The organism is Bacillus sp. 5w2 (assembly GCF_054353775.1).
Map to the genome: position 1 here is coordinate 1 of NZ_JBTIWT010000038.1, position 5,793 is coordinate 5,793.

Annotated in this window: 4 protein-coding genes; all 4 read right to left on the reverse strand. The window is 35.7% G+C overall.

The genetic code is table 11. The features are described 5' to 3' along the window. A partial coding sequence (locus ACXY7N_RS30170) for a Cna B-type domain-containing protein (protein ID WP_488592857.1) occupies positions 1-1,631 on the reverse strand: 1,631 nt, incomplete at its 3' end. Positions 1,632-2,152: 521 nt separating this feature from the next. Then, entirely contained in the window at positions 2,153-3,709 is a 1,557-nt protein-coding gene (locus tag ACXY7N_RS30175; protein ID WP_016133717.1) for a fatty acid--CoA ligase, read from the reverse strand. 253 nt (positions 3,710-3,962) lie between these two features. Then, positions 3,963-5,453 carry a coproporphyrinogen III oxidase gene (locus ACXY7N_RS30180; protein WP_016136536.1) on the reverse strand — a complete coding sequence of 497 codons (1,491 nt, stop codon included), beginning with the start codon at positions 5,451-5,453 and terminating at the stop codon, positions 3,963-3,965. Between the two features lie 140 nt (positions 5,454-5,593). Further along, positions 5,594-5,793, reverse strand: a 200-nt coding sequence (locus ACXY7N_RS30185; protein ID WP_488592858.1) for an LPXTG cell wall anchor domain-containing protein, incomplete at its 5' end; no start/stop codon positions are given.

Below are 5,793 nucleotides of genomic sequence, written 5' to 3' on the forward strand. Positions count from 1 at the left end.
TTCTCTAGCTCTTTCGGCTCTTCTGTCACATTTGGTGCTTCTGGGTTAGTTGGAGCTTCCAGTTCTTCTATTGATTCTTCTTTACCTTGTTCTTCCACTTCTGTTACTTCGTGGATTTTTATATTTGTAATATCATATCCGTTAACTTTCGATTGATATCCTGATACTGGTTGTTCTTTCACTTCATACGTATGAGCTTTTCCTTCACTATCAACTGCTGGTAACTTTCCAAACTCATATTTCCAACCATTTTCTGCCGTAACTTCTTTCGTTGTAATGACTTTACCGTTTTGCAGTAAATCTACTTTAATCGTTTTTGGGCGATCGTTTACTTTATCGCCTTCCCACGTTTTCGTTCCCGTAACTGATGTAGTTTTTAACTTATTTGGAACCATAAGTTTTATTCCCTGTACATCATCCTTCTTAATTGTAAAAGGAATCTTTGCTTTTGGATCAAACTCTACGTAATTCGGAGCAGAAATTTCTTGCACGTAGTAATTACCTGGAGTAAGGTTTGGTGCTTCAACTACTCCATCTTTATTTGTTGTATAAGAATCACCAATTTGCTGACCTGATTCTTTATACAATTTAAAAGAAACACCTGGAATAACTTTTCCTTCGTTTCCTTCAATATGTTTCACAATTTGCAGCGTTCCTTTCGCAGGTAAATCCCCCTCAGCTCCGCCGCCAAACGATATATTTTCAACCTTTACATTATTAGATTCAGAAATAGGCTTTTCATATAAAATTTGATAATCAAGTTTATAGTCATTCTGTAAATATTTTAATTTTTTCCCGCTATCAGTAATAGTTGACGTGTAGAAAACCGTAAAGGAATTAGCGCTCCCCATATGTCTATAAACTACAACTTCAAATGAGTTATCGCTAGTAAACTTAATATATCCATAACCTCGCTTTTGAAATTGCTCAAGAGACAAATATTCTCTATTATTAATAGTTATCTTAAAACTATCTTTATTAAGCATTTGTCCTTCTTGTAAAGTATCTTTCAAAATGATGTTGTCATGTAAATGTTGTTTCTTTAAATTTATATTTAAAAACCAACGTACTTCATTACTTTTGTCTGGCTGAATATCACCAGACTTATAGAAAAAGATTCCCGGTTCTGTACCTTCGCCTTTTGGATGCGTAATACTTACCGTTTGCTTTTCTAAACTTGTTCCTAAATTCGTTTGTACATCTTTCGTTTTTCCTGCTTCTACATTCGTACCTTGAACAGCAAAATTAAAATTCCCTCGAATATTTTGAAGCTGTTCTACTGTATCATTAAATGTACAAACTACATTATTTGTATTAATCTGGCACGTACCAAAAACGCGTCCTGATTCATCTTTTAATGCGATAGTTCCACTATAGCCCTTTAATTCTGGAGGTAGTGTTAACGTTAATGTATCCCCAGACTTCATCTTCTTTCCAGGCTTTTCACTAAAGTTTACATGTATGCTAGTCTTTTCCCCATAATTTAATTTCGTCTTTTCAAATGCAAAACTATCAACAAATCCAGTTGTGTTTAATTCTTGTGCATGACCTACGATAGGTGTAAAAACTTGTCCAATGATAACAGTAAAAATAAAACAAATTACAGATATTCTTTTTAAATATGTACTCATAAACCCTCCATCTTTGATTACTTCATTCTTCTACCCTAAACCACACTTTAAAATAAAGATTATTTGCAGCATCAAACTATCTTTCTTATCTTTTGGGCAGCCAACAATAAATATTAGTCCTTATAAAAGTGCATTACAAGACTGTTCATCCACCATTTATTTTGTTACTATTATAGTAGTAACCTTTTCGAACCAAATGACCATTTTATCCATAAGGTCATCTGATGATTAACTATCTTTATCCCTCGAATATACTCCTCCAATACCTTTATTCCACTCACACTAAAATTATTATTTCAACATCTATAAAATCCACCTGAGCAATTTACTAAACCTTTATTTAAAGCGGTATACATGCATTTACAATCAAAGTGTACTGCTACAAAAAATATTTTATATAATAATAAAAGAGGATTTAAATAGAAGATATATACCATTTCTTCAATCGTTTTCAAAAAAATAAAGCTATCTTTTCTTATTAAAAAAGATAGCTTTATCTGTATAGACGACTGCTCTACTCCCTATTGTTTCGCACCCTTCAACGACTCTCTCAGCACAAATTTTTGTAATTTCCCACTCGCATTACGAGGAAGTTCATCCACAAATAAATAATGACGCGGACGTTTATAGTCTGCTAATTCATCACTTTCTTTACAATATGTTTCTAAATCACCTTCTGTAATCGTTTCATCCTTCTTTACAACGACAGCCACAACACGTTCTCCCCATAATTCATCTGGCTCTCCAAGCACTGCAACATCTAATACACCAGGATGACTATGAAGGAAATCTTCAATTTCACGTGGATAAATATTAACGCCACCACTAATTACCATATCATCCACACGATCTGCGACGAATAAATAGCCATCATTATCGAAGTAACCTAAATCACCAGAGTGATACCATCCTTTATACATCGATTTTGCATTTGCTTCTTCTCGGTTATGATAACCAGCCATCATAGTTGGGCCGCGCAAAATAATCTCCCCAACTTCATAAGGAGGCAATACGTCATCTGGCTCTGCTGGTACATCATCGCTTGGTTTTACAATGCGAATTTCATGACTAAAGCATGGTGTTCCCGCTGAGCCTGCTTTCGTCATTTGATCTTCTTCTACTAGAAACGCAACAACTGGTCCCATTTCTGTCATTCCGTAAATTTGTACAAGATCAATATAAAGACGTTCTTTACATTCCTTCACTAGTGCTGGAGCCATCGCTGCCCCACCATATACACCAATCTTCAGCGAAGTTAAATCGTACTGCGTTAAATCTTTTTGCAGTAACATATTCCACATCGTCGGTGCTGCAAAAAACGTCGTAATCTTCTCTTCTTGAATCGTATGTAATACTCTATCCGTATCAAAGTGATGTAAAATAACATTCTTTCCGCCAACTTGAATGCGCGGAATAATCCCCGCATTTAACTCACCGCAGTGATATAAAGGCGCAACTACAAGCCCGGCGCTATTTCTATTATATTTTATGAAATACGTACAAATCATACTATGCTCAGCCATATCACGATGGCGATGCAGTACGCCTTTCGGATGACCAGTCGTACCACTCGTATAAAGCATAGAACAATAATCCATTTCATCGACTACAATATCTACTTTTTCAGCTGGTGCTTCATTTACTTTTTCATGGTAAGAACTAGCATAGGATGGTGTATTATCTTCTACATACCAAAATGACGAATTTGGAAAATCTCGTTCAATAATAGCAACAGTTGATTCAACTGCTTTTTCAAAGACTACTACTTTCGAGGCTGCATCTTGGAGGATATACGATAATTCTTTTGCCTTTAAGCGGAAATTAACCGGGTTAAAGATCGCCCCAATTTTCGCACAGGCTAAGTAAACGTTTACAAATTCACGGCAATTATATAAGTAAACAGATACAGTATCTCCCTTTCTTACCCCTTCTTTCAATAGAGCTTGCGCCGTTTTATTTATTTGCTCATCCCACTGTTTATATGTCCAGCGAATATTTTTTTCAGGCTCTACTAACGCCTCTTTATTCGGATACTTACCAACTGCTAAATCAAAAATTCTCCCTATCGTCATGTACATGCCAACAATTTCCCCCTTTTCTCTTTCATAAATCTATCATTTCGTCCATAAGTAGACATTGTCCTCTAATGATTTGACTAATTTTTCTGATTATTATCGACATAGTTTTACAAACAGTGCCGCTTGACGGTAAGTGAAATTATATCGACCGCAACTCAAATTATATCAGCGATTTTTCAAACATATCGACTTACCGACAAAAGCTAACAACATAAAAAAGAGGCTATCCCAAATCGGAACAACCTCCTTCTTCTTATACAAATAGCTCTTCTAAAATTTTCAGTTTGTCTTCTGTATATTTTACGAAGCCATCGTTATATGATTTTGGATCTTTCGGATTTGCGAAGTGCGTAATTGCTCCCGTCTTCGGATGAACAAATTTACTTGATGCACCACAGCCAAGTCCGATAATCGATTGTACTTCTTCCATAATGACAATGTTGTAAATACTTTCTTGCGTCGGCATTGCATATCCAACGTTCTCTAAGTTACCTAAAATATTCTTTTGACGATATAGGTAATATGGTACGTAATTATGCTTTTGCGTCCACTCTTCTGCTTCGTGCATCATCGCTGTAATTTCTTCGCGACCTGCTACTTTATATTTACGTTTGTTTTGCGTCATTTCAGAAGCACGTTTAAATGATAACGTATGAACTGTTAATGATTCTGGCATTAACTTTTCTGTTTCATCTAACGTATGCTTAAAGATATCTAACCCTTCACCAGGAAGACCAATAATTAAATCCATATTAATATTGTTCATTCCCATTTCACGAGCTAAATGATACTTCTCAATTGTTTCTTCTACAGTATGATGACGTCCAATTGCTTTTAGTGTCTCTTGATGGTATGACTGCGGATTAATACTAATACGGTCAATGTTCCATTTATTTAACACTTCTAGCTTCGCTGGCGTAATTGTATCTGGGCGACCTGCCTCAACTGTTACTTCACGCACATTTTTCACATCTGGGAACGCTTCATACATTTCTTCATACAGCATATCCATCTCTTCTGCTGTAATACTTGTCGGTGTACCGCCGCCGTAATAAATCGTCGTAACTTTTACACCTTTTTCTTTTAAAAACTTACCAATTTCACGAACTTCATAATGTAAACCACCTAAGAACGAATCAACAGAGCCTTGACGTCCGTTAATTGCATACGCAGGGAATGTACAGTATGCACATTTCGTTGGGCAGAACGGAATACCGATATAAATACTTACTTCCTCTTTCAAACGGTATAAATCCGGAACAACCGCTAATTGGCAATCAACAATGCGCTGAAGAAGTTCAATTTTCTCTTCATGAATTAAATAACTTTCACGAAGTTCTTGGTGTGCTTCTTCTTTTGACATACCATTTTGAAGCATTTTATGAAGAAGTTTTGTCGGACGAACTCCCGTTAAAATGCCCCAGCTTTGTTCAAGACCAGTTAACTGCTGAAGAACAGAAAGATATACATAAGAAACAACGTGCTTCACTTGCTTCATACGCTCTTTTTCATCTGTGAAAGCAGATAAATCTTTTGCGAATGTTTCTTCATACACATTTCCAGTAGCAACATCTGTTAAACAAGCAGATGCTTTCACATTATCCTCAATGTGTATATCAACGATAAGATTTGCTTCCTCTTGTTCAAATCCAATCGTACTATCTTCAAAAAATAAGCCGCCAATATTTTGCAGCGGACGTAAAAAACGATCATCTTGTAACGTTTTAATTGAAATTAACAACATTATCACCTTTTCATTTGCAAACTCTCTTTAGTTTACTTGAAGGGCGTTTGCAGGTCAATACAGAAGCTTTTACCTTATTTCTTCTATTTAAAAACTTAAAGGCAGAAGAGATGACATTTCTCTTCTGCCTTTTATAAACATTAGCTATTCTTAGTCATAAATCTTAAACGTATTCCCAATAACACAAGAATTACACCTATAAACGGAAGGTAATTTGTATTATGCCCTGTAGCTGGAAGTTTTTGATCATTGGAACTGCCTTGTTCTTTTTCTGGTAAGTTAGGCTTTCCTACTTCTTCACTTGAAGTTTCTGTTCCCTGACCCGGCTTCTGTATTCCTT